The following is a 24,134-nucleotide window of genomic DNA, read 5'->3' on the forward strand; positions in this document are numbered from 1 at the left end:
TACTCTTCCCTAATAAGTTGGTTTAGCGCGTTATTTCAAAGTTTGTAATAGCACCACTTTCTTTGAAGTAGAAAAAGCAAACACAAACTTTAGGGTTGCCCGCGGCATTATTCCACAGCGCCTTCAGCAAATTTTAAGATCCGGAATGGGTTTGTAATTCCGGCAGATCAGGCAAAGGCAAATAAAATAAGACACCGACTTTTCTGGTTCTTTAAAATGGAAGTAATGAGAACCTGCCAGATTTTCTGATTTCTTGAAATCCGGAGTACCAGGAGGAGCAGCCAGAAGAATAAACTGTTTTAAACCACAGTTTTACCAGGGAGCATTTAATAGCTTAGATAATAGAATTAATTTACTAAAAACGTAATCTGTTAATTGCGCTTATTGTTTGGTTCATATTTCTGTAAAAAGATGCGTACAGAAAATAGTAACCGCCAGGTTAACATTATACTAGCCTTAAGGGTAATTATTCCGGAAAAATAAAGTCTGCAAAGCTGAATCAACAACTGCAATATAATATAAAATTATTTTGATTATACAAAAATTAATTTAAATTTTTATATAAATCAAGCTGGTAATTTTTACGCATCCTGGTTAATACTGGTTTGGTATTTTATGCAAATGCTATATCGATTTTTTAGTTCTGGTTTACTTTACAATAAGACTTAACCAAGATTGTCTTTTTTTTTAAATTTATTTATTTTGGTTTTGTTATAAGTGGTTGTTTGTGAATGAGTTTATGCTAAATCCAAGGCGATAATTTCGTGGGCAGCTAATTGATTTACCTGTAAGCTCACCACATTATTTTTAAATTTATACCCAGGTTTTTGCCCGCTCAAAAGCAACTTTACTCCTGCTAATTTTTTATTTTCCGGAACCCTGATTTTTACCTGTGCATTTACCGGTATCAGCTCTCGGAAGGGTGCTTTGAGCATCATGGGGTTGGTAAGGTTTACTAAATGCACGGTCATAGAGCTTTTTTGCTGCCAGGTAGTTACATCAATAATGCCCGGGCCCTTTACTTCCACCAGAGGTTCTTCGTTTAATGCCCACCGGAACGTATTACGCAGCAATTTGCCGTGGTCGGAGCTCAGGTATTGCCAAAAGGTCCGGTCGATGTCGCCGGGAAAGTAGGCTACGCGGCCTTGGCCTATTTCGCGCAGGTACAGTTCGCGGGTATCGGTATCGGGTTGGCGGGGGTACAAGTCTTCCATGGGCAAATCGGGGTAGGTGGGAACTAATGTAACCGGACTCGGGAAGGTAGTTTTGGGGTTTACCTGTACCTGGTGCGTTCCGTTTATAATTTGGTAGGCATCTTCCAAGTCTTTTAAAACCGGGTGAAACTTACCAGTGGTGGCATCGCTTTTTAAACGCAGGTAGCTGTTTTTCATGGGTCCTTCTACTTTTTTAGCGTAGCTGACCCCAAATACATCGGCCAGGCCAAAATCCGGTTGTTCTTTGCCCGTTTCGTCGTAGAGCGAAGTTTCGTAAGTAGCTATCAGGCTGCCGCCATTGTTTACAAATTGTCGCAATTGGTCGCATTGCTTTTTTGATAAAAACGCGATGTTAGACAGAATTAGTAATTTAAATGGTTTTAACGTGGCAGCATCCAGTAATTGGTCATTCACCATTTCAAAAGGCAGACGGTCTTCGATGAGCGCGTGGTAAATACCATTGCCATGATCGGCAAAGTTTTTCTGCCAGGCTTTTTCGCCGTAATTCTTAGAAGTTTGCTCGGAATATACCACGCCCACGCGAGCCAGTGGAGCGGTGTTGCGCAGGTATTTTTCGCTTTTGTAATAACCCTGGTATAATTGCTCTACCGTAGTAAGCCAGCGTTTATCATGTACTTCGCCGCCGAATTTTACAAAACACGGCAGTAAACCATTAGCCGTACCTTCCGATACCCAAATTTTTATTTCGTTGTTATCTTGCACCGAAGCTTTCCAGCGATATTGTTCTTCGATGCCCACGCCAAAAATACCTACCTGGTGTTTCATGCCCATGGTGGCCCGCAACTCTTTAGCGTGTTTGCCATTCGACCACGGCGGAATGGAGCCGGTGCGCTGCTGCTGGTCGGCGAAAAAGAAATCGGATTGTTTACCGGTAGCCAGCTTATCCGGGAAGCCATTCGGAATAAAACGGGAGGTGGGTTTTTGTTTCCGGATTTCGCTGTCCCATAAAAACCAGAGTTCCCGTAAGCGTTCAGTACGCCAGGTAATGTATTTGCGGTAAGCCGGACTGTTTTTGTCGCCGGGAGCCATGGCGGTGCTATTATTTACCGCAATGGTAGGAGGGAGGTCGTAGCCCGAGTATGCCTTAAAGCTGGGTTTGCAGTGCTCGCAGTAGCATATGCCGTGGCCCGACCAGCGATTCGAGAAAATAGCGTCGGGTTGGTAGCGGGTCATTATCTCCTGGTTTACCTGCTTCATAAAGTCAAAATTATAAGGCCCGAGAGCGCAGGTTACCCATAAGTCCGGGTTGGCCCAGTGCCGCCGTTTTTCACCGTTCTCGTTCGTATGAATCCAGTCGGGGTGGGTTTCATATACTTTTTGCCGGGCGGCATGTGGGTCGGTGCGCAAAATAATCGACATGTTCATTTTGCGGCAGCCCTCTACCATGTATCCGAGCATGTCTTTATCTTTCAGCCAAGCGCTCCGGTAATGCAGCGGAATTTGAGTCGGGTAAAAAGCTACGCTGCCGCCGGCGCTTAACAAAACCCCATCCAGGTGCAATTTTTTAAAATAAGCCAGCCAAAAATCCGGATCGTATTTCTCCGGGTCGGTTTCCACGAAGGCAATCTGGGCCCAACGCATGGAGCGGTCGAACCAGGGCAATTCTTTCGGCTGCATTATTTCGGCCAGGGCGGCTTTACTGGCTAAAGCGTAAGCGCCGCCCACAACGGCAGTGGTTTTAATAAAACTTCTTCGGTGCATAAAGGGCAAACTATTTGGCAAAAGACTATTTCGCACCCTAAGTATACACTATAGCGGGCAATAAAAATACTTTTCGCCGGTATAATCCCGCTCTAAATTTTTTGCAGGTATAGAACGCTGAATTTTTACGGCAATCTATCTATTTTTAGAACCGTACAAGCTTGGAGGGAAAAGGGTGAGTAGACAAATGCGAAGCCCACCAAAATTTTAAAAAATTAAAAAATTACAACAATGCAATACCGGAAATTAGGAAATAATGAGCAGCTATCGGCCATTGGGCTGGGTTGCATGAGTATGAGCCACGCGTACGGGGTGCCCGACGATGTAGAGTCCGTTGCCACGCTGCACCACGCCCTGGACTTAGGTATTAACTTTTGGGATACCGCCGATGTGTACGGCAGCGGTAAAAACGAGGAATTAATCTCGAAGGTGTTGGTCCCTAACCGGGATAAGATTTTTATTGCCACCAAGTTTGGTTTTACCCAGGATGCCAGCGGCAATATGATTTTTAACGGTTCACCGGCATACATGCGGCATGCCGTAGAAGCCAGTTTAAAACGATTAAAAATCGATACCATTGACTTGTACTACGCCCACCGCATCGACCCGAACGTGCCCGTGGAAGAGATGGTAGGCGCTATGGCCGAACTGGTAAAAGAAGGCAAGGTGCGTTATTTAGGTTTATCCGAAGCATCGGTAAGTTCAATCAAAAAAGCCCACGCGGTACACCCGATCAGTGCCGTGCAAAGCGAATATTCTTTGCTAACCCGCGACGTAGAGAATAATGTATTACCCGCCTGTAAAGAGTTAGGGATCACCTTTGTGCCTTTTAGCCCACTGGCCCGGGGTTTAATGACAAATACCTTAAACTTAAGCGAATTACCCGATACGGACTTCCGTAAAAAGCTGCCGCGCTACCAGCAAGAGTACCAGGACAACAACCAAAAACTAGCCGCTGCCTTCGCCGATTTAGCTTACCAGATTGGTTGCTCCCCCGCGCAATTGGCTCTAGCCTGGGTACTGGCGCAAGGCGAAAACATTATCCCCATACCGGGCACCAAAAAACGCGGCAAACTAACCGACAACGCCGGCAGCGTTGACGTAAAATTAACCAATCAAAACCTGCAGCAAATCGAGGCATTACTAGCCCAATACCCCAACACCGGCAACCGCTACGACGCAGCCAGCGAGAAAATGGTAGACCGGGATGGTAGGTAGTTGTTGGTTGTTCAGGTTTTAAAGCTTGAGAAATTTAATGATATGATGGTTTATTGATATAAAGGATTATAGCCTGATTTAGTATTTGTCAGGTACTTAGTCTATAACTAGATGGAAGCAGTTAAAAACCTAAAGCAAGTACTTCTGACTTAAGTTGATGATAGTTTATTGCGAATTAAAAGTACGAGCTGCAAGCTCGCACTAGCGGGATAGGAAAAATTTTAAAAAATAGTTGCCTAAAATAAAACAGTAACTACAAGCAAAGACTCCAGTTTGGCTCTAGAGGGCCTTCTAAGGTTCCGGTGTGGCAAAGCCACATTCCGCAGACGGAGTCGAGGAAAGGAAGCTTAGACCGCCCGAAAGAACCAAACGAGGCCCGCCGGCCACGAGGCAAAACTTAAAGCTTACGAGTTAGATAGCACCAAAGCATAGAAACTTAAAAAGTTTCTAAGTAAGTACGGTAGAACTAGCCTATAATACTATTATAATAGCTTTAGCAGCTTCGTAAAGCAGATGCGGGTTCCGGCTTTTAGCCGGAGTAAAGTCAGAGACTTTAACTTATAAGTGGGCCCAAGTTTTCAAAATTGCGCCAGTTAAATAAAATTCTTTACCCAAGTCATACAATTGCTAAAATTTAAAAAAATTAAAAATTAGAACCGGGCTTAGCCAAAACCTGTTTATCCTGCATTAACCGCGCTTTAAGCACCGTATAATCCACATCCTGTACTGCTTGTTTTTTATCAATGGCCTGCGCAGCCGCGGTGGTGGCACTTTGGCCCAGAATCATGAAAACTGGTTCCATACGGATAGAGCCGTAAGCAATGTGCGAACTGGATAAACAAACCGGCACCAGTAAGTTCTGGCATTCCTGCTTTTTCGGGACAATAGCGCCGTAGCCAATCTGGTAAGGCTCTTTTAAATGTACGCCAATGTCGCCTTCGTTTTGCACGTAGCCGTCGGGTTTTACGTAACGTTGGATGTTGTGCGAATCCAAAGAATAAGAACCCATGCCCACAGGGTTATTTACCGGCTTTTTACCCATGGTTTCGTTTTCTGTCATCACGTAGTCGCTTATCATGCGGCGGGCTTCGCGCACGTAAATTTGGTGCGGCCAGTTGCCGTTATCTTTAAACTCATCCTTGGCCAAACCCCAGGTATTCAATTCTTTTTGCAAATCGGCCGGAATTCTTGGGTCGGTGGCCATAAAGTAGAGTAAGCCTTTCTGGTAATTTTCGTGGGCTTTAATTATTTCCCGGCGGCGTTCGTAGCTGGCTTCGGGGTAGTCGTAGTTCATGCCGATGTAATCCGTACTGACCGGGCCGTGGTTGTTGGTGTCGGTTTTGCGGTTTGGAATCGGGTCGAATTTTTGAAACAATTCCCGCCAACCGGAGTCAAAAACCCGCACCAGCAATTCGTACTGCGCCGGGTCGTAGTTGTCGGGTTTAGGAAAGGGAACCCGGTTATCCGGGTGATTACTCAAGCACATCCGGAAATTATAAGCCTGCACTTTGTTATCGCCCTGCCCTTTTTCGCCCGGACTATCCGGTGATATTAACGGCAACAAACCACTTGCCGGGTTACCCGGAATTTTATACGGGTCGATGTTTTTCTTAAAATAATGATCGTGGTGCAACACGCCGGTCTGGATGCCGTTGTATTGTTCGCCGTAGACCGAGTTGGCTTCGCGGCCCACGTGGTAACTCACACCCGCTGTAGCCATTAAATCGCCTTCGTAGGTAGCATCAATAAATATTTTACCTTGGTACGTTTTTCCGCTCAGCGTTTTGATGGAAGTAATTTTACCATTTTGCTTAACCAAGCCGTTTTCCCGGTCGAGCCATTCGTCGCGGTAAACGGGTATTTTATTTTCTTTTACAAAATCCTCGAAAACGGCTTCGGCCGCGTGCGGTTCAAAAATCCACATGGTGCGGTCGGCGCCGTCCATGGCGGGCGTGCCCTGGCCTTTATTGCCGTACTCTTCTTTTTTCTGCCAGGCCCAAGCCTCGGGTTGCTGGTAATGCCGGTAAATGCGTTGGTAAAATTCGCGGGCAATGCCGCCAATTACTTCTTTTTTGCCGGTATCGGTAAAGCCTAAACCACCGGCCGCCAATCCGCCTAAATGCTTGTCCGGCGAAACCACAATCACGCTTTTGCCCAACCGGGTAGCTTGCACCGCTGCCGCTACTGCCGAAGAAGTACCCCCGTACACGATAATATCGGCTTTCAACTCATTCTCTGAGTTACCGGAAATGCTTTTACCGGAGCGACCGGCGCAGGAAAATAAACTAAAACCAATCAGCAGCCAGGCCGCCAGCCATTTTTGGGTTTTCATGCCTCGTTTATTTAGAAAAAAAAGAATAGATCTAAACCGGTAATATTCCCTAATTTTTTCCGGAAAGGTTAAAGTTTTAAATTTAATATTATCCGGCGCTTCTAATTAGAGTATAATTTAAAAATTTTAAAAATTTATTCTGTACTGCATGATACAACGCCAGGTATATCGCATGCCCCAAGCGGGGTCTATCAATCATTTAAAACTGCAAACCGAAGCCTTGGCTTCGCCGAAAGCCGACGAAGTGTGCGTGGCGGTAAAAGCGATTGGGTTAAACTTTGCCGATGTTTTTGCCATGCAAGGATTGTACAGCGCTACGCCCAAAGGTTCTTTTGTGCCGGGTTTAGAATATTCTGGTGAAATAATAGCGGTGGGAGAGGCGGTAACCAACTGGCAGGTGGGCGATAAAGTAATGGGCGTAACCAAGTTCGGTGGGTACGCGTCGCACCTGAATAGCCATTACCGGTACGTGGTGCCGCTGCCCGAAGGCTGGAGCTTTGCCGAGGGAGCCGGTTTTCTGGTGCAGGGCCTCACGGCCTATTATGCTTTGCTGGATTTGGGCAATTTACAACCCAATACTACGGTACTCATTCACAGTGCGGCGGGCGGGGTTGGAATTTTGGCGAACCGCATCTGTAAAAAAGTTGGCGCTTATACCATTGGAACCGTGGGGCAAGTAGATAAGGTACAATTCTTAAAAGAGAAAGAAAACTACGATGCCATTATTTTTCGGGATAAGAATTTTTTAAAAAAACTGAAATTTACCTTAGGCAAGCGGCCGTTGCTCCTGATTATGGAATGCATAGGCGGTAAAATCTTGCAGCAAGGCTGGAACACTTTGGCCCCTATGGGGCGCATGGTGGTATACGGCAACGCGAGTTTCTCCAGCCACAGTGCCCGGCCTAACTATCCGCAGCTTTTCTGGAAATTTCTACAGCGCCCCAAAATAGATCCGCTACGCTTACCAACCCAAAATAAATCCCTGATGGGTTTTAATTTAATTTACCTCTACGAGCAAACCGACCTGATGCACCAACTCCTGCAAAAACTGCAAAGTCTGCAATTAACGCCCCAGCATATCGGGCACGTATTTGATTTTAATGCCATGCACCAGGCCATCCACTTGTTCCAAAGGGGTAAAACCGTGGGCAAAGTGGTGGTACAGGTTGCGGAGTAAGCGTTGCTTTCTGCTCGGGAGTACCTCAGTATCAGCGAAAACTTCTGGCCGGGAATGCATGCAATTGCCACCGAAAATTTGTAAACTGCACATTGGTAATATTTAATAGAATCAGTATTTCGGTTATTTTTTTAAGTGAATTTAGCCGATTAATCATGCTGATTTTAAATAATAGAATTTTGAGGTTCTGCATTTTACAATCTCCTTAATTGAATTTTTTAAAAAAAATGATTCAAAAAGGAGTGGAAGTGGCATTTTCTCATTTCTAATTCATAATTTCTAATTTTTAATTTAGAGAAGCAATGATAAACAGTAACAATAACTCCCGGCGGGAATTTATAAAGAAAGCAGGTTTAGGCTCAGTAGGTTTAGCCTTCGGGATGAGCGCTAAGAGCTACGCCAGCATTATGGGGGCCAACGACCGGGTACGGATGGGCTTTGTGGGCGTGAACGGCCGCGGCAATGGCATGACCAAAAACTTTGCCCGGCAAGTGGGTTGCGAAGTAGTGTACGTCTGCGACGTAGATGCCACGGCTATGGCCAAAACCATTGCGGGCTTAGAGAATATCAGCAAAAAGAAACCAAAAGGCGTTAAAGATTTCCGCACTATATTAAATGATAAAAACCTGGATGGCGTATACATTGCCACTCCGGACCACTGGCACGCGCCGGCTGCTATTTTGGCTTGTCAGGCCGGCAAACACGTGTACGTCGAGAAACCCTGCAGCCATAACCCTTACGAAGGCGAGTTGCTGGTAGAAGCCGCCCGCAAATACGATCGCATTGTGCAAATGGGCAACCAGCGGCGCTCCTGGCCGCGTATCATGGAGTGCATGGAAGAGCTAAAATCCGGCGCTATTGGCAAAGCGTATTTCGCGAAAGGCTGGTACACCAACAACCGCAAACCCATCGGCAAAGGCAAGCAGGTGCCCGTACCCACTAATCTCGACTACGAACTTTGGCAGGGACCCGCTCCGCGCAAACCGTACCAGGATAATTTAATTCATTACAACTGGCATTGGTTCTGGAACTGGGGCACCGGCGAAGCTTTAAACAATGGTACCCACGAGATTGACGTGATGCGTTGGGGTTTAGGGGTAGAGTACCCCACTCGGGTAACTTCTTTCGGCGGGCGCTACGCTTACCAAGACGACTGGGAAACGCCCGATACGCAAGTAATTAATATGGAATTTCCCGGCGGCATAGCCATGACCTGGGAAGGTCGTAGTTGCAACAATTATCCCGTAGAAGGTAGCCCCCGCGGTGCTATTTTTTACGGCGACAAAGGCACGATTGTAACCACCGGCGACAACGATTATACCATTTACAACATGGATAACAAGGTGGTAAAAAAAGTGCAGGACGAAGCCAAAACCAACACCACCGATCCGGCCGGTCCGGGCGATAAACTGGATGCCTACCACATTAACAACTTCCTCGACAGCGTACGCAACAACAAGCGCCCGAACGGCGACATTGAAATTGGGCATAAAAGTGTGTTGTTGTGCCAACTCGGTAACATTGCCCAGCGCACCGGCCGGGTATTAAACTGCGACCCCAAAAACGGCCACATTGTAAACGATAAAGAAGCCATGGCTTTGTGGCGCCGGGAATACGAACCCGGTTGGGAACCTAAATTAGTGTAGCCTGTAGCAACTGAGCTTGAAAAAAGGCCGGTTAAAAGTAAACCCTATTGCTTACTTTTAACCGGCCTTTTTCTGTTTTATAGTACTGCTTGGTACCTCCATTCAATTAATGATTGGGTCTAAAATTTTAAATTTTTTAAATTTTTAGATTTCCAGGATTCTATTTTTATTTAAAAACAGTTTAGGTAAAGGCGGCACCACTATTCGGGCCTAAAAAATTGCCCCAGTAAGAACCCACTCCCGAGTAGTATTCGTGGCTGTTGGTGCCGGGCCAGTGATCTTTATCGAAGCCGGGGGCTTGTTCAAATTGCTCTTTTGAGGCATTCAGAACAAACTTCTGATTGGCCTGATCGAGTTGTAAGGCCTGGAAAGGCACCGCAAATAACTTTTCGTTGATTCCCAGAATACCGGATTGTTCCAGCACCACGTAGGTAATATTACCCTTGTGAATATCCAGCATAATGTCTTTAATTTTTCCGAGGTTGTCTCCTTGCGGATTATCTACCTGATCCCCGATTATAGAAGTGGCTGTTAAAATCCGGACGGGCCAGTTGGCGTTGCCTCCTTCCTGATTCTGACCGGTTAAATTATCCTGCATTAAATCATTTTCATTCATAGTCGTGTATTTTAAATGGGCGCGAACCCGAAGGTATTAGAATACAATAGTATACTAACCTGAAGTACATTAGGTTGAATTTTTAACGACTTAACTCCAAAAATAAGGAATAAAACCGGCTGTTTTAAGTAGCTTAAACTTTCCTCTAGTGGCAGGTTAGCTGCATGATCGCGGGCACTTCAAAATCTATCCTATAAAGAGAAACAGGATACCCGAAATCTTCATCCGGGATGAGTAATTAATCATATTTTACTTAAAGCAGGCAGCTGGTTCTACTTGATTTTGTAGTTCTAAATTATTAATTTATAGCTTATTGCTTCCTTATGCGTGAAGGCTGAATAAGGTATTCTTAACCCGAAATAAGCTACTTTGGACCTGATTACCATTTCCTATTTCAATTCATAAAGGATTAACAAAAATGAGGGAGCTTTTGCGAGTTTAATGCTGTAAGGCAAAGAAACATCGCCATTTACACGTAGTGTAAGGCATTATAAAGATTTACCTGCTGCCAGCTATAATTATTGAAACCGTTTAGTTCCAAACAAAATACACGTACCATCTTCCCAAATCTACTGAGCACTAAGTTTGTCTAGTGTGATCGAGTTTTTAGCGTCAGATACCGCCCCTTGGCTTACCTGTATGGTAAACAAGTTACTGTTTTTCAGATCCTCAACATAATTTTTAATTTTTAAAATTAAAGTAATATGGAACCCCTAAAAAACTACTCGATCTTTTTAAATTACTTTCGCACTAAATCCAATCTGCTTATTTCTTTTATTCTAACAGCAACTACGCTGCTGCTCTTGGGTTGCGATAAAGATTTCTCCTACGTGCCCGAAACTAGTAAGTACTCGTTAAGCTCCGATCTTACTACCCTTAATACTTACGAAGCCGAACAAGCTATTTTAAGCGGGGTGGTAGTGGCCAAAAACCAATCGGGTTATACCGGCACGGGTTATGCCGATTACGTAAATGCCACCACTGATTTTATTGAATGGACCGTAAATACTACGGTGGCTACTTCTTATTCGCTAAAGTTCCGGTATGCCAATGGCGGAACCACCAACCGGCCACTCCTGTTACAGGTAAATGGATTAACCGTTGCGGCTAAACAAGATTTCACCCCAACTGGCGGTTGGGCCACCTGGTCCATAGCTTCGGCCAATGCTGATTTAAGAGTAGGAGCCAACAAAATAAGACTAACCGCCACTGGTTCTAACGGACCAAACATCGATCATCTGGTAATAGAAGCCAACCTGGCGCAAACAGGAACACTCGAAGCGGAAAAAGCGGTTTTAAACGGGGCCGTCGAAAGCAATAATCAGGAGGGTTACACCGGCACTGGTTTTGCCGATTACGTGCAAGCTTCCGGCGATTACATTGAATGGACAGTTAATGCTACTACAGCGGGTTCCTTCATGTTTCAGTTTAGGTATGCAAATGGCGGAACTACGAACCGGCCCTTAAAACTAGAGGTAAATGGAGAAACTGTTGCCTCCAATCTGGCATTTGTCCCCACCGGTGGTTGGGCCCAATGGTCTCTTTCTGCTACATCGGTGTATTTAATGGCGGGAGAAAACAAAGTACGATTAACCACTATTGGTTATAATGGGCCAAACCTGGATAACCTAAATTATAGTAGCGGTAGCTTCAAACACCTGCTGTACCTGGTTGATAACGGATTTAGTAAGCTTCTTTTCCTAAATCAGAAAGATCCTTCTAAAAATTGGACCGTTCCGATTCCGGATGGTTCGCGCGACCTGCAATTGGTGGCTAACAATAAGATACTGGTGAGCCACGGCAACGGAGCCGCTGAATACGACCGTACCACGGGCGCTAAAGGCTGGTCGGTAAGCACTTACACGGGTGTTTCTACGGCGCAGCGTTTAGCTAATGGCAATACCCTGCTGGGTTGGTCAAGGGCAGCCTCCGGAAACACGCCTGCTAAAGTAGTATTATCGGAAGTAAACAACGCAGGTAAGGAAGTTGCCCGGGTTACGATTAATAATATTACCACCTTCCGTTTGGCCAGACGGTTAACGAACGGTAATACTCTGATTACTGGCGATACTAACGGTAATAAAAAGTTTAAAGTATTTGAGGTAAATGCAACCGGAGCTATTGTATGGCAACAGTTGCTATATGGCGGTAAAGGCTACGTAGCCAACCGCTTAAAAAACGGCGATACTAGAGCTACAATGGGGCCGGTGGAAGACTTATACGAGGCGGGTAAGGATGATAACAAGTTACTACAACTCAGCCCAACCGGCACCATAGTTAAGTATTGGGGCGGAATGGTCGATCATCCCAATGCCAGATTAAGAAAGTTCTCCGGTTATAGCGTTGTGCCGGGTAACAATAATATTCTTATAGCCAATTGGCTCGGCGATGGTAATGAGGGCACCGGGCCGCACGCCGTAGAATTTGATGCCAAGAACAATCTGGTATGGAGTTGGGAAGACCATGTTGCCGCTCAGACCATTACCAATGTGCTTGTAGTAGAATAATTAAATCCCTGGCTCGCAGATTCACAGTCAAGAAGCAGACTACTTAAATTACGCAACCAATCAATAATGTAACTTAATTAAAGAAAAGCATTAACTTATTTAAACAACCAATAAAAAAACGCTTAATCTCAAATTTTGCAGTCTATTTTCGTCATCCCGGAAGAATCTAACTAGCAGATAATGGATCAAATCCCTCTGAAATTCTTTAAATTCTTCCGGGATGACGGAAATAGAATAAGGAAGCTTTCTTTTTATTTGATTCTTTTCTTAGCTGGAACACACGTTAATTGCTTAATAATTTAAATTTCTTCCGGAAATAACACTTTCTTTATCCTTAATAAAAAATTAGTATATTACCCGGTCTTTATCTAAAACTTGCGCTATGAAAACCGGTGGCTTGTTGCTTTGCTTGTGTTGCGTTCTGTTTATTAGCTTTACTAACCCGCTACCGGAAAAACAAAAAGCGGGCATTACCCAAACGGTTTTCGGGAAGATGCCGGACGGGCGGGAAGCGCATTTGTTTACGCTTACTAATGCGGCGGGCATGGCAGTAAAAATCACCAACTATGGCGGCTACATTGTAACCTGGACGGCTCCCGACAAAAAAGGCAAGCAGGAAAATATTACCCTGGGCGTGCCAACCTTCGCAGATTATGTAAAAGGAACGCCAGCGTTTGGGCCCATTATTGGTCGTTACGGCAACCGCATTGCCAAAGGTAAAATTACCCTGGATGGCAAAGAATACACCTTAACCACCAATGGCAGCGGCAACCACATGCACGGCGGCAAAATAGGTTTCGATAAAAAATTATGGGCGGCTACCCCGGTAAACGGAATCGAACCCGCCTTAAAATTGCATTACACCTCCCCGGACGGCGAAGAAGGTTACCCTGGCACATTAAACGTAGATGTAACCTACACCCTGCAAAAAGATAATGCCCTGCGCATTGATTTTAAAGCCACCACCGATAAACCAACCATAATCAACCTGACCAACCACGCTTATTTTAATTTAAGCGGCATGAAACGTGATGTTTTAAATCAACAACTCCAGATAAAAGCCGATCAATTTTTGCCGACTGATGCTTCTCAAATACCAACGGGTGAGTTAAAGCCGGTGGCCGGAACGCCTTTTGATTTTACCAAACCTACTGTTATTGGCAACCGCATCAACGACACCACCCATACGCAAATTAAATACGGCCACGGCTACGACCATTGCTGGGTTTTTACCGATCAATCTAAAAAATTAAAATTAGGCGCTACCGTGTACGAGCCCCAAAGCGGCCGCTTCATAGAAATGTATACTACCGAGCCAGGCGTGCAAATTTATACCGCCAATCATTTAAACGGCAAAATTCAGGGGGTAGAAGGCGTGCCGTATACCAAACGCTTTGGCTTGTGCCTCGAAACGCAGCATTTCCCGGATTCGCCGAACCACCCAAATTTCCCGAGTACCACGCTCCGGCCCGGCGAAACGTACCAATCTACTACCGTGTATAAATTATCGGTTAAGTAGTTGTTTAAAATAGTGAATTTTTAAACTTTTTAAATTTTTGATAACCCCTAATTACCAAATACTATGAACAAAAATCACTTGGTAAAATCTTGTTTAATGGGCGCTTTGTTGTTGGGTTTTACGCAAATAAGCAATCTGGCGGTGGCGCAAACCGTAAGCCTGGTTAAAAAATGGGAGACCCCCGCTACTCTAAAAGAACCGGAATCGGTGTTGTACGACAAAGCCAACAAGGTGCTTTATGCTTCTAACATTAACAACCCGGCGGGCAACGCCGATGGCAATGGTTCTATCGCCCGGATTGCTTTAAACGGCAAAATCGAGAAAGTAGAGTGGGTAGTAGGTGGAATGGATTCGCCGAAAGGTTTGGGTTTATCGAAAGGGCTTTTGTACGTAGCCGATTTAACTAAGGTAGTGGTAATTGATGTTAAAACGGCCAAACTGGTGCGTACCATTCCGGTAAAAGATGCCGGCATGTTAAACGATATTACCGTGGATGCGCAAGGCGTGGTGTATGTGTCGGATTCAGATAAAAAACGGGTGTACCGTCTTAATAACAACCAGGCCGAAGTATGGCTGGAAAAAGACCATTTCCAAAAACCGAACGGTTTGCTGGCGCACCAGAACAAATTTTACATGATTGATATGACTGCCGGCATTTTTTACGAAGTAAACAAAAATACCAAAGAACTGCGCAAAATTGCCGAAGGCTTAATCGGCGGAGATGGCATTATTCCGTACGGTAAAGATTTTATAATTTCCAACTGGAACGGCGAAATCAACTACGTTACGGCGGCTGGCCAGGTAACCAAACTGCTCGATACCAAAGCCGAAAAAGTAAATGCCGCCGATATTGAATATATTCCCGAGCAAAATTTATTGTTAGTACCTACTTTTTTCGCGAATAAAGTAGTGGCTTATGAAGTTAAAAAGTAAAGGTTTATAGCAAGGAAAATCTTGCTTCCTTTTTTTAATTTTTTACTGAAGGCCTTTAAAAGCTGCTTGCGCGCCAGAGCTTTTAAAGGCCTTCATCATTTTTAATAGTTAATGCCGCGATTGTACTAATTGGTATTGTTTGCCATCGTTGGCTAAAGCATCCGTAAATAATTTAAAATGTTCCCTGGCGGTGGTTTCGCCAAACATTTTAACCAGTAAATTTTCAATGTCGTAATTACCTTTCCTTATTACCGGGTCCATAATAAAAAAGTAGGCGTAGGTACCATCCGGCTCGGCGGCGGTAGGATGTAAAATGCGGGTTTGGCGAAAAACTTTTTGTTCGTCTTTGCTTAATTTATTAGCTCCCGGCCAGAAAATTTCGTGCACAAAACGTTCGTATTGAGCACGTTTATCAGCCTTTACGTAATTCACAATCACCCAAACCGAATCACCCGGAGCGGCGGAAATGCGCGGTGGTTGCTTGCTTTGACTATGCGCCTGGCCCGGCATAAATCCCATTAATAAAGTGGCTACAGCCAGCGGAAGTAATAGTGCTTTCATGGGTTGTTTTAAATTTAGTGGATAAATAGTTTAATTGCTTTTTATTCAACGGGTGCAAAAAGATTTCTAAAACTGGATGAGCTCGGTCGGGAAGGCAGCTTAAAAATAAATGCTTTTAAAAAACACTTATTTTTTGCAACTACTTAGTTATTAATAAGAAAGGTTGTAATTCTATAAATTTAAAATTTTTCTTAAATAATGCAAACAGGAGCGTTTAAGAATAATTTTAAATTCATAACCGAGTGAAATGGCTTAACCATTAACCTGTTAAGGTTATTTTGGGCGGCCTGATAAATAGACATTCTCCAGATAATAAGCAAAAAGAACAGCCCGCTGGTAATTACGATTTTGGTTACTATAATTCTTAAAATTTAATAGAACTGGTAAATCAGAATTATTGCCTGAGCCGTAATAGCAGGTTTGTATTTTCTGGTTTTTTAAAAATATTATTTTGTTATACCAAGCAACTGCTCCCAGCACAACCAGCAGATATACCCTGTTAATTATTCTGACCTTAGGCATTCTTACGGCCATAGGCTCCATATCCATTGATATGTATTTGCCGGCTTTTCCGGTAATGGCTCGGTATTTTAATGTGCCGATGGTACGCATGGAAAATTCGGTTACGATTTTTCTTTTCGGAATGGCTTTCGGGCAATTATTTCTGGGTCCTTTATCGGATGTGTGGGGCCGGATGAGGCCTTTAAAAGCTGGCTTGCTGGTATATATCTTATGCGCTACGGCAAGCGTACTTACGGGCAACTTTACCTCTTTCTTAATCTGGCGCTTTTTGCAGGGATTGGCCGGAAGTGCCTGCCAGGTTATTGCGCGGGCTCTGGTGAATGATTTATACGGCGACAAAAAAGCAGCGCATGTTTTTACCTTACTCCAAATTATTATGGGCATTTCGCCAATACTGGCACCCATGATTGGCGGTTTTTTGGCCGAGGCGGCTACCTGGAAATACCTGTTTTTGATTATGGCGCTAATTTCGGGGGTGGCGTTGCTTGGGTGTTACACTATTTTACCTCCCGGCAAAACACCCGCCGAAAATAAAGGTTTGCACTGGTCCACTATCCGGTTGGGGTACAGGCAAGCTATTATAAGTCCGGCATTTGTGAATTACGCTTTGGTGCGGGCTATCAGCAACAGTGCGGCTTTTTCGTTTGTTACGGCCTCGCCGTTTGTGTTTACCCAACTGTACCATTTAAGTAAAAAGCAATACGGTTTTATGTTTTCGGGTCTGGCCCTGGGCATTATTCTGGCGGGCATTGGCAATACTTTTTTACTCAAGCGTTTCCCGGTAAAAAGCATTACCCGGTTCGGGATTATCGTTCAGATGCTGGCCGGGCTAGCGGGCTTTTTCATTATTTTTTATCAAGGTCCACTAATTGCGTTGGTAGGCGTTTTGCTTTTGTTCCTGAGTATGTTGGGGCTTATTTTGCCCAATGCCACGGCTTTGTATTTGGCGGCAGTTCCGGCTTACAACGGCTCGGCTTCGGCGCTTGTAGGTTCTATGAGTTATTTGTCGGCCTTTTTAATTACTTCCTTGCTCAGTTTGCTGCATAATCACACCGCCTATCCTATGATTGGTATGATGGGGGGCTGCACCTTACTGGCTTTTCTCTGTTTGAAGTATAAAAATTAACGGCAGAAGCATTGCCGCTATCAATAGAACCTCCATCTAAAGATGGAGGTAATTTAGGCAGTGTAGGATGCAGGATTAGATTATTTTAAAATAAATTATTAGCCTATGCCTTATATAAAAGTTTGGATTCATTTTGTATGGTCTACTAAAAACCGGGAGCCCTACTTAACAAAAGAAATCAGGACCCAGATATTTCGGCATATCAGAGAAAACGCCCAAGAAAAGGGTATTTACATTGACTTTATCAATGGCCATATCGATCATGTCCATTGTTTGGTTTCCTTGGGGTTGAATCAAAATGTAGCTAAAGTGATGCAGCTCATCAAAGGCGAATCTGCTTTTTGGATTAATCAGAATAATCTTTGCCTCGCTAAATTTGAATGGCAGGATGAATATTTTGCAGTATCCGTCAGCGAATCAATGGTAAACAAGGTGCGGGAGTATATCAAAAATCAGGAAGCCCATCATCAGTTAAAATCTTACCAAGAAGAGCAAGAAGATTTTAAACGCTTGTATGGTTTTTGAAGCCGCTATCTAAAGATAGCGGCAATGCATATAAATCCTCCATCTGAAGATGGAGGCAATTCAGGGAGTAAATGATGCAGAATTGGATTATTTTTAAAATAAATCTCTCCCTGAATTGCCACTAGCTTCAGCTAGTGGATTTTAATGGGGGGCGCTACCATTAAATCTTCAATTTCTCGGGCTACTTCGGCGGCAGGCCGGTTTAAAAGTAAATAACTGTGATTTTTATCGGTATCCTGGCGCCATTCGTTTTTGCCGGTTTCATCTATAAAATTGTAGCCATTGCTTTCCAGTTTCCAGTTATTTTGCAGGCCACGCACTGCGTACAGCACGGCCGTTTGGTCCCAACTCTGGCGGTCGTGGGTGGTAGAGTCTACGAAAGGATGGTTTTCGAACGAAGCCCGGACGGGGCTATTTTTAGGAGCTTCGGTGAGTAAACGGTTGCCGGTACGGATGGCTTCGCCTATTTCGAAGCCGCTGTAAACGATAGGCGTAGGCCAGGTTTCGGCCACCAGTTTAGAGGCATCCGGCGAAATTTTAATATTCCACTCGTGGCCTTTCTGGAAACCGGCGCCCATTACCGTCAGCATTTTTACTTTTTGCTTCACCAAATCAGGGCCACTTAAATTGCTGTAACTATCCGGACCGGTTTTTAACAAATCGGCGAGTAAGCGTTCCGGGCCAACCGCTACAATTACCACGCTGGTATCTGCTTGCTTAGCTAAAATTTGCCGGTATAAGCTAACCGCGTCCGGGGCGTCTTTGCCGGATTTTAAATCGTGCGGAAAATTTTTGGCCAGCTTGGTATTGTAATGGTCCCACAACTCGCCCAAATATTTAAAATTTCCTTTGTAGGTGCCAATGGGTATATCGGGGCGGCCGTAATACGTGTTAATTACATCCAGGGCCGGTGCGCCCATGGGGTCCTGCATCGGGAACATGGTAGCCAGTATTTCTACTTCGCCTTTATCGGCAAACTGGTGCAGTAAAGCCATGGCGGCGGCATCGTCGCAATCCTGCCCGATATCGCTATCCAGAATAATTTTTAAAGGTTTTTTCTGAACGGCGTCCGCTGTTTTAGTTGATGAATCGGTAGTATTGGTCGTATCGGTTGTTTTTGATTGACAGCCGGCCCAGAAAAGACTGCCGCAAAATAAAAGTAGAAAGGGAAGTTTCGTTTTCTTCATAGCGTAATTGTAGGTGCTGAACAGGTAAAAGACTTGGTAAGATACTGAAACTAAAATAAAATGAAAGAGAGAAGAAAACGCTTTTAATGCTGGTATCCAAAATCTTGAGCCGGATAAATCAGGTTTAACCATACTTTATGATTCGTACTAATCCACAAATAGCATCTGGTAAATAATTTTGGTGTATTTAAAGTGTTGATTAATAAGCTTTTTTAAAAAAACTTAAACCGCTTTTAGCCACGATTCGGCGTTTTCAAAACTGTCGAAGGTAATGGCCATTACATCGCGAATGTTAAAACTTAAAGTAGCGTCGGTAGAAAGGCGGCTGTAGGTATTGGGCGAGTAAACCCAGGCAAAAAAGCTGCAACCGGCTTGGTGCATGCGCGGAAACCAATCCACGGCTACCCACTCCGCCGCATCGGACCAAATGCTGGAAACCCGGGTGTTATCGTTTAATACTTTTTTGCATTTTTCTTTTTGCAGATAGTACAAGATTTTTTCGCAACCATCTATTACGCTTTCCTTGGTTTGGTTGCCCGTCCAATCGGCGTACAAAATATCCGTTACCGTGTTATAAGAGATGTTAATGTGCGGATCAAAAAGAAATAATTTATGCATTATTCAGTAGAATTTTAGAAAAAATGGTGTTTTTAACGGAGTAAATATTATGATAATTAAATAGTAATTTACTAATTGGTTTTTAGGAGGAACTTACAGCATATTTAAGGTAATTTTTATTGATGCAAGCTATTTACCCAGAATACCCTAGATGAAACAAGAACTTAAGAATGCATTCGGCCGGGTTTTTCTAACCATTGAGGTAGACCATAAAAATAAATGGGTATCGGTAAATTGGACGGGCTACTTAACCGAAGACAATATTAAGACCGGTGTTCTGGCTTATACCCAAACCATGGCCGACGCAAAGTTGCATTGTGTGTTAAACGATACCAGTCAGATTTTAGGGGGGTGGGACCATTCGCTGGAGTGGGTGATAAACGAATGGGCGCCCCGGGCTTCGCGGGCAGGTTTAAAATATTTTGCCCTGGTATCTACCCCCGAATCGTTTGCCGACTCCACGGCATCAACTTTTAAAGCTAACCTAAAATCTTTTCGGGCCAAGGTTTTTAACGACATAATAAAGGCCGAAGATTGGTTGCGGCGGTTTTCGTTGCGCAGTTAAGGTTTTAATTTAACGTGCGTTCGATAAAAGCATTTCCGGTACAAACAATAAATGATAGAAAAGGCAGCAAATAAAATTTTTTAAAAATTTCTATTTGCTGCCTTTTCTATTGCGGGTTACAGCTTATCCGAAGCGGGTACCAGTTTTGCCGTCAGGTCGGGGTCTTTCATATCTTTATCGAACGGGAACATGGGGCGTTTAATTCTTTTGTAAGTTAATCCTTCCAGGTTTTGGTCAACACCGCCCACGGTTAAGGCCATTAGCCAATCGGCACGCATGGCGTAGAGTTCCGGCTCCAGGTAACCAATTTTAACCACCACAATATCGGCTTTACGCGGGTTTAGGCCCAAACGGGTAAAATCAGCTTCTTTGTGGTAGGGTTTCCGTTTTTTGGTAACAATTACGTGTACGTTACCCACTTTTACGACAACTTCAGTTTCGGCGTTTTTATCGCCGTGTTCAATGGCGGTAACGGTACCGGTTAGTTTTACCGGCGGCGCAAAACGAGCATCTACCTGGGCGCCGGCAGTAGCGCTTATTTTGCCACCTACCCCCACTTCTACGGCTTTTTGTACCAACTCGGGTCCCGGAATAGACGCGTAAATTAACGAAGGGCCGTTTTCGGTTTTAAATTCTGGTCGGGCTAGTATTTGGGTTATGGTCCAGGTTACGTCGCCGGCGCCGCCGGCGGTGGGGTTATCGCCGGAATCGCTGATAAAGAAAGGATGTTTGTCGCTGGAAAGGCTTTATCCAGGCATTCTTGCAACGTACCGGTAGGGGCCACAAAGGCAAACTGTTTACGGGCATCCCAGAAACTTTTCGCCAGTTTTTCGGCCGTTTGGGTTACTTTGGTTTTATCGTCGCCGGTAACCATTACTACGCCGTGGTTGCGGGGTTCGTCGGCCCAGGCGTAGCCAATCCAGATGGCCGCATCAATAATGCCGGGCTGAACGGTGGCCGGGGCAACGGCCTGGTAAACGCTTTTGCCGGGCTCAATGCGGGTGCTGGTTTTTTCGCCTGGTAGTAAAATAGGCACCGGAATCCAAGCTTTATAGGCCGGTTTGCCCTTGCCACTTTCCAGGCGGGTGAGTAAATTTTGCACGGCCCGTCTTTTTGATTGCATGGCATCTTCGTGGGGAGCCATGCGGTAGCAGGTAATTAAATCGGTGTTTTGGGCCAGCCGCCAGGAAACGTTACCGTGTAAATCCATACAAGTAGAAATTACGGGTTTGGTGCCGATTACTTGCCGGATGCGGGTAATAAAATCACCTTCCGGATCGTCGAGCCCCACCACACTCATGGCTCCGTGGATATCGTAGAATAAGCCATCGTAAGGTCCGTTCTTTTTTAAAAAATCCAACGTTTGCTTTACTAAAGATTCGTAAGCCTCGCGGGTTACCGCGCCGCCGGGCAACGATTTCCCCACTAAACTGGGCAGCCAGGTTGCTTTTTTACGTAATACCGAATCGGTGGCAAAGAAAGGATAAGGTGTAAAAACATCGGTGCCGTAGCGCGCATGAAAAGCTTCTTCGGTGGTAAGCGCCGGCGAAAAAGTACTCGACTCAATGCCCAAACCGGCAATGGCAATGCGGGGCAAAGCCTTTGTCTGGTAAGTTGATGGTTGGTTGGATGCGGAAGTTGTTGTTCGAATTTCTTCCAGCACCGAGGAAATAGCCGTAGTTAAAACCAGGCTGATAGAAAAAATAAAGCAAAGCAGTAGTTTCATAGATAATTTTCTAAGTACCCGGCAGATTTATAGCGTTTGGTTTAAAATTAGAAAGAATAAACTGAATTTTAAAAAATGCCCTTAAAAAAGAAGCTATTTTCTGAAAAGAAGATCTTTTTACCTACTGATAGGTCTGAAATTATGTGTCTGTTTTTGGGTAGATGAAGGATTAAAGACTTAGGGTGGGAAAACTGTAAAAGGGATTATTCCGGATTCGGCTACGGTTAGCTTATTGTTACGCAGCTTTTGTTTAATTCTGGTAGCGATACACGATGTTATCGCTTTCGCGCTTGGTTTTTTCGAGATGCTGCTCTACATCGGGGCAGCTAGTTAAAGTGCTATCCGGGTTAATAACAAATGGCAAATAACCTAAATTTTTTAAAATAGCGGTAGCTTGTACGTGGGCTTGGTTGTGGCGGGCTTTACTAAGATACTCCATTACCAAAGCTACGGTTTTATTGCCGGTGAGCAGTTTTTGAGCCCCCAGAATAACTTCGTGTTCGGAGCCTTCGGTATCTATTTTAATAATCTGGGGCTTTAGGTTGTGTTCGGCTACCAGACTATCCAGGGTTTTACAATCCAAGGTGTACTTATCTATGGCCGCTTTTTTATACCAACCGTGTTCGGCAAACTGCTCCGGAAAGGCGGTGTTGTATTCGGAGTAATTTACCGGAAATTCATAAAAAGTTTTCTGGCTATTTTCAGCGCCTATTAAACAGTGTACCGCAATGGCGCGGGAGTAACCGGCCAAATTTTTCTGGAGCAAAGCAAACGTTTTCTTCGACGGTTCTACGGCCACTACGCTTCCGGTATTTTTTAAAATTTGCAGGGCCAGCCGCGAAAAATAACCAAAATGACTGCCTACATCAATAAAGGTGTCGTAGGGTTTTAAAGTTTTAATCAGGTAACGGGCCAGCCTTATTTCCGATTCATCGGCCTTGCCACCCGTGAGGTAAATATCCGTACCGGCCGGTAAATCTACCCAAAAAGGTTCCTGCCAGAAAGTTTGGGCCTGCACCCGCCAACCTTTTTTTAAAAACGGATATAAAAATTGCCGGTAGCCAATAGCTTTCAGGTAACGGTAGGGGTGCGCCAGCAACCGGGATACCTTAGAGCTCGTGGCTATTTCCTCTACTTTTTGTAATTGAGCGAGCAGCATACCGTGGCAGTAATTTGGAGACAAACAACGAGTATAGGCAAAACCGGCCGGAGTACCAAAATTTTGCTAATCTCAGCTTGCCGCTGATATATTAAAATGTTTTGGTTTTTGATTTGGCTGGTGCGCTCGGGGGATTTCGGCTTGTGTTTAATGAAAAATGTAATTGCGGTAAGCCTTTCAAGATTTCTCTATTTCTGTTAATGGTTGGGCTAAAAAACATTTTAATGGCTTTCAGCTTTTGTCGGACAATGTATTTCTTTTTAGTTATGTGTTATTATTCTATTTGGTGAGCTTTTCCAATCCTGTTTGAGGACGTAATTCTTAAGCTCTGTTTTTGGATATTCACCGTTATGAGACCAAACTTCTAAATAGTCTATAAGTCCATTCTTATAAAACAGGGTAGCATCTGCGTCAGCCGTTAATTCAGTGGAAATAATTTTTACTCCATCCAGAATCAGAGTCCTATTTTCTAATTGAAATTTCTCAATTCCATTCGCGTATTTGAAGTAAATAAAAACTCCAGCTCCTGTATATTCAACCTCCTTTTCAGTTATATAATTTAGTTGGTTTCTAGCAAATACTCCTTCCTCGTCTCCATCCAGTAGTAGAGTTAAAATGTCTTTTATAAATTTTGATCGAACCACGATTTTAATTTAAAAATTTTGCCTAACAGCTAGTATAAAAAGCGTGTGAGGCCATCGGCCGAACAATGATTTTTATACCTTGTTGGCAGTTGTACTTTTATTGCCGTCCCTCTGAAATTATTAATTTTTCGTATTCTTCTTGGATTCCACCTCTTAATAAGAACTTTGGTTCAGTCAATCGATATTTTTCTTTTACGTATTTTATCGCTTTTTCTGTTGATTCAAATTGTTTGGTTTCAAAATCCATATCTGGGTCAATAAAAGAAAAAGCATACAGGTCTAACCAATCTAAATTACCTTCGTCAAAAACTTCATAATAAGTTACTGTTACAAGGTTACCTTTTGTCTTTTGTAAGTCAATCCAACTTATTATTTCTTTGTCATCGCTAATTTTTCCAAGAAAGACTTCAATAGTTTTACCTTGGTTTAAATAGGTTCCTACTTCTTGTTCAGTCAGGGATTTATACATTTTCTTATTCTCTGTATGGCTGCCAATTACCGGATATAACAAGTAACATACGCTTATCGGTACTTTGTGCGGAAGAATTTTTGTCAGGGTTAACCGGTTTCTATAATAAAATCAGGCATTTTCATGCCTGAATTATTGGGTAATTAAT

Annotated in this window: 18 protein-coding genes and 1 pseudogene; 9 read left to right on the forward strand and 10 right to left on the reverse strand. The window is 44.0% G+C overall.

What is annotated here, in order from left to right:
- Positions 1–737: 737 nt before the first annotated feature.
- The gene (locus HUW51_RS13710) at positions 738–2,936 is read right to left on the reverse strand and encodes an alpha-amylase family protein (protein WP_185270208.1); all 2,199 of its coding nucleotides are present in this window, start codon (positions 2,934–2,936) and stop codon (positions 738–740) included.
- Positions 2,937–3,167: 231 nt separating this feature from the next.
- Here HUW51_RS13710 and HUW51_RS13715 point away from each other — a divergent pair, with 231 nt between their 5' ends.
- On the forward strand, positions 3,168–4,154 hold the full coding sequence (locus HUW51_RS13715; RefSeq protein WP_185270209.1) for an aldo/keto reductase: 987 nt from the start codon (positions 3,168–3,170) through the stop codon (positions 4,152–4,154).
- Positions 4,155–4,797: 643 nt separating this feature from the next.
- Here the strand turns inward: HUW51_RS13715 and HUW51_RS13720 are convergent.
- Positions 4,798–6,486 carry an FAD-dependent oxidoreductase gene (locus tag HUW51_RS13720; RefSeq protein ID WP_185270210.1) on the reverse strand — a complete coding sequence of 563 codons (1,689 nt, stop codon included), beginning with the start codon at positions 6,484–6,486 and terminating at the stop codon, positions 4,798–4,800.
- A gap of 148 nt (positions 6,487–6,634) precedes the next feature.
- Between HUW51_RS13720 and HUW51_RS13725 the strand changes: the two genes are divergently transcribed.
- On the forward strand, positions 6,635–7,663 hold the full coding sequence (locus HUW51_RS13725) for an alcohol dehydrogenase catalytic domain-containing protein (protein ID WP_185270211.1): 1,029 nt from the start codon (positions 6,635–6,637) through the stop codon (positions 7,661–7,663).
- 302 nt (positions 7,664–7,965) lie between these two features.
- A complete protein-coding gene (locus tag HUW51_RS13730; RefSeq protein WP_185270212.1) occupies positions 7,966–9,309 on the forward strand; it encodes a Gfo/Idh/MocA family protein in 1,344 nt (447 codons plus the stop codon).
- Positions 9,310–9,490: 181 nt separating this feature from the next.
- Here the strand turns inward: HUW51_RS13730 and HUW51_RS13735 are convergent, their stop codons facing one another.
- Complete coding sequence (locus HUW51_RS13735) at positions 9,491–9,925, reverse strand: PRC-barrel domain-containing protein (protein ID WP_185270213.1); 435 nt, start codon at positions 9,923–9,925, stop codon at positions 9,491–9,493.
- Between the two features lie 704 nt (positions 9,926–10,629).
- On the opposite strand from HUW51_RS13735, the gene HUW51_RS13740 reads away from it, so the two are divergent.
- The 3 genes from HUW51_RS13740 to HUW51_RS13750 all read left to right on the forward strand — a co-directional run bounded on the left by HUW51_RS13740 (position 10,630) and on the right by HUW51_RS13750 (position 14,884).
- On the forward strand, positions 10,630–12,432 hold the full coding sequence (locus HUW51_RS13740; protein WP_185270214.1) for a carbohydrate-binding protein: 1,803 nt from the start codon (positions 10,630–10,632) through the stop codon (positions 12,430–12,432).
- Between the two features lie 382 nt (positions 12,433–12,814).
- On the forward strand, positions 12,815–13,951 hold the full coding sequence (locus tag HUW51_RS13745) for an aldose epimerase family protein (protein ID WP_185270215.1): 1,137 nt from the start codon (positions 12,815–12,817) through the stop codon (positions 13,949–13,951).
- Positions 13,952–14,014: 63 nt separating this feature from the next.
- Positions 14,015–14,884, forward strand: a complete 870-nt coding sequence (locus HUW51_RS13750; RefSeq protein WP_185270216.1) for an SMP-30/gluconolactonase/LRE family protein — start codon at positions 14,015–14,017, stop codon at positions 14,882–14,884.
- 108 nt (positions 14,885–14,992) lie between these two features.
- Here HUW51_RS13750 and HUW51_RS13755 read toward each other — a convergent pair whose 3' ends face one another.
- Positions 14,993–15,445: a hypothetical protein gene (locus HUW51_RS13755; protein WP_228466620.1), complete on the reverse strand. Its 453-nt coding sequence runs from the start codon at positions 15,443–15,445 to the stop codon at positions 14,993–14,995.
- Between the two features lie 451 nt (positions 15,446–15,896).
- Here HUW51_RS13755 and HUW51_RS13760 point away from each other — a divergent pair, with 451 nt between their 5' ends.
- On the forward strand, positions 15,897–17,093 hold the full coding sequence (locus HUW51_RS13760) for a multidrug effflux MFS transporter (protein WP_185270217.1): 1,197 nt from the start codon (positions 15,897–15,899) through the stop codon (positions 17,091–17,093).
- Positions 17,094–17,198: 105 nt separating this feature from the next.
- Positions 17,199–17,618, forward strand: coding sequence for an IS200/IS605 family transposase (gene tnpA, locus HUW51_RS13765; RefSeq protein ID WP_185270218.1), 420 nt, complete (start codon positions 17,199–17,201; stop codon positions 17,616–17,618).
- A 131-nt stretch (positions 17,619–17,749) separates the two neighbouring features.
- Here the strand turns inward: tnpA and HUW51_RS13770 are convergent, their stop codons facing one another.
- Entirely contained in the window at positions 17,750–18,805 is a 1,056-nt protein-coding gene (locus HUW51_RS13770; protein ID WP_185270219.1) for a nucleoside hydrolase, read from the reverse strand.
- Between the two features lie 222 nt (positions 18,806–19,027).
- Positions 19,028–19,423: a hypothetical protein gene (locus HUW51_RS13775; protein ID WP_185270220.1), complete on the reverse strand. Its 396-nt coding sequence runs from the start codon at positions 19,421–19,423 to the stop codon at positions 19,028–19,030.
- Between the two features lie 151 nt (positions 19,424–19,574).
- Here HUW51_RS13775 and HUW51_RS13780 point away from each other — a divergent pair, with 151 nt between their 5' ends.
- Positions 19,575–19,988, forward strand: coding sequence for an STAS/SEC14 domain-containing protein (locus tag HUW51_RS13780; protein ID WP_185270221.1), 414 nt, complete (start codon positions 19,575–19,577; stop codon positions 19,986–19,988).
- 116 nt (positions 19,989–20,104) lie between these two features.
- Here HUW51_RS13780 and HUW51_RS13785 read toward each other — a convergent pair.
- From HUW51_RS13785 to HUW51_RS13800, 4 genes and pseudogenes are all read right to left on the reverse strand, one after another.
- Positions 20,105–21,714, reverse strand: a pseudogene (locus HUW51_RS13785) (M81 family metallopeptidase).
- Between the two features lie 250 nt (positions 21,715–21,964).
- A complete protein-coding gene (locus HUW51_RS13790; RefSeq protein WP_185270222.1) occupies positions 21,965–22,873 on the reverse strand; it encodes an FkbM family methyltransferase in 909 nt (302 codons plus the stop codon).
- A 260-nt stretch (positions 22,874–23,133) separates the two neighbouring features.
- The gene (locus HUW51_RS13795) at positions 23,134–23,517 is read right to left on the reverse strand and encodes a hypothetical protein (protein ID WP_185270223.1); all 384 of its coding nucleotides are present in this window, start codon (positions 23,515–23,517) and stop codon (positions 23,134–23,136) included.
- A gap of 97 nt (positions 23,518–23,614) precedes the next feature.
- Positions 23,615–23,986 (reverse strand): hypothetical protein, encoded by a 372-nt coding sequence (locus HUW51_RS13800; protein WP_185270224.1) that lies wholly within the window; start codon positions 23,984–23,986, stop codon positions 23,615–23,617.
- Between the last annotated feature and the right edge of the window lie 148 nt (positions 23,987–24,134).

This window comes from Adhaeribacter swui, assembly GCF_014217805.1.
Taxonomy (GTDB): Bacteria; Bacteroidota; Bacteroidia; order Cytophagales; family Hymenobacteraceae; genus Adhaeribacter; species Adhaeribacter swui.

Bases quoted from the DNA above. Each gene is read 5' to 3' on its own strand.
- HUW51_RS13800 (WP_185270224.1), bottom strand. From the start codon at position 23,986: ATGTATAAATCCCTGACTGAACAAGAAGTAGGAACCTATTTAAACCAA.
- HUW51_RS13745 (WP_185270215.1), top strand. From the start codon at position 12,815: ATGAAAACCGGTGGCTTGTTGCTTTGCTTGTGTTGCGTTCTGTTTATT.
- HUW51_RS13725 (WP_185270211.1), top strand. From the start codon at position 6,635: ATGATACAACGCCAGGTATATCGCATGCCCCAAGCGGGGTCTATCAAT.
- HUW51_RS13790 (WP_185270222.1), bottom strand. From the start codon at position 22,873: ATGCTGCTCGCTCAATTACAAAAAGTAGAGGAAATAGCCACGAGCTCT.
- HUW51_RS13740 (WP_185270214.1), top strand. From the start codon at position 10,630: ATGGAACCCCTAAAAAACTACTCGATCTTTTTAAATTACTTTCGCACT.
- HUW51_RS13770 (WP_185270219.1), bottom strand. From the start codon at position 18,805: ATGAAGAAAACGAAACTTCCCTTTCTACTTTTATTTTGCGGCAGTCTT.
- HUW51_RS13755 (WP_228466620.1), bottom strand. From the start codon at position 15,445: ATGAAAGCACTATTACTTCCGCTGGCTGTAGCCACTTTATTAATGGGA.
- HUW51_RS13750 (WP_185270216.1), top strand. From the start codon at position 14,015: ATGAACAAAAATCACTTGGTAAAATCTTGTTTAATGGGCGCTTTGTTG.
- HUW51_RS13715 (WP_185270209.1), top strand. From the start codon at position 3,168: ATGCAATACCGGAAATTAGGAAATAATGAGCAGCTATCGGCCATTGGG.
- tnpA (WP_185270218.1), top strand. From the start codon at position 17,199: ATGCCTTATATAAAAGTTTGGATTCATTTTGTATGGTCTACTAAAAAC.
- HUW51_RS13730 (WP_185270212.1), top strand. From the start codon at position 7,966: ATGATAAACAGTAACAATAACTCCCGGCGGGAATTTATAAAGAAAGCA.
- HUW51_RS13775 (WP_185270220.1), bottom strand. From the start codon at position 19,423: ATGCATAAATTATTTCTTTTTGATCCGCACATTAACATCTCTTATAAC.
- HUW51_RS13735 (WP_185270213.1), bottom strand. From the start codon at position 9,925: ATGAATGAAAATGATTTAATGCAGGATAATTTAACCGGTCAGAATCAG.
- HUW51_RS13720 (WP_185270210.1), bottom strand. From the start codon at position 6,486: ATGAAAACCCAAAAATGGCTGGCGGCCTGGCTGCTGATTGGTTTTAGT.
- HUW51_RS13710 (WP_185270208.1), bottom strand. From the start codon at position 2,936: ATGCACCGAAGAAGTTTTATTAAAACCACTGCCGTTGTGGGCGGCGCT.
- HUW51_RS13780 (WP_185270221.1), top strand. From the start codon at position 19,575: ATGAAACAAGAACTTAAGAATGCATTCGGCCGGGTTTTTCTAACCATT.